Origin of the sequence: Poseidonibacter antarcticus (genome assembly GCF_003667345.1) — a bacterium.
GTDB classification, from domain to species: domain Bacteria; phylum Campylobacterota; class Campylobacteria; order Campylobacterales; family Arcobacteraceae; genus Poseidonibacter; species Poseidonibacter antarcticus.
This window is the reverse complement of record NZ_RCWF01000055.1, coordinates 1-541: the sequence shown is the minus strand read 5'-3', so window position 1 is coordinate 541 and position 541 is coordinate 1. Positions and strand designations below refer to the sequence as shown.

Sequence of the window (541 nt, the reverse complement as noted above, 5' to 3'; positions counted from 1 at the left end):
ATGATGCTAACTTAACAAGTACAGCAACTGTAAAAATGAAAGTGGTTGATGTAAGTGATAATGATGGTCCAGTAGCTGCTCAAGAAGTTACAATCGATACAACGCCACCAACAACAACAGTAGATATTACAAGTATCACAGATGATACAGGTTCAAATACAAATGACTTTATCACAAACGATAATGATGGCTTAACTATAGGAGCAACACTTTCAGCTGGCTTAGCAAGTGATGAAGCACTTATGTATAGTAATGATAATGGTCTAACTTGGAGTGATATTACTGCAGATGTAGCAGGAACAACAGTGACTCATACAGATGCTAATCTCACTAGTACAAATACAATTCAGATGAAAGTAGTAGATTTAGCAGGAAATGATGGAACAGTAAATACTCAACTTGTTACAATCGATACTACGCCACCCCTAGCACCAACAGCAGTAACAATCACAGAAGATACAAACAATGATGGAATACTGAATGGTACAGAATTAGATGGTAATGTAGATGTTCAAATAGATTTACCAGCTGGTGTAGAAGC

General features: G+C 36.6%; 1 protein-coding gene. It reads left to right on the top strand.

Features of this window, described 5'->3' with window-relative positions; all coding sequences use genetic code 11:
• A partial coding sequence (locus tag D9T19_RS14465; RefSeq protein WP_162984619.1) for an Ig-like domain-containing protein occupies positions 1–541 on the top strand: 541 nt, incomplete at both ends.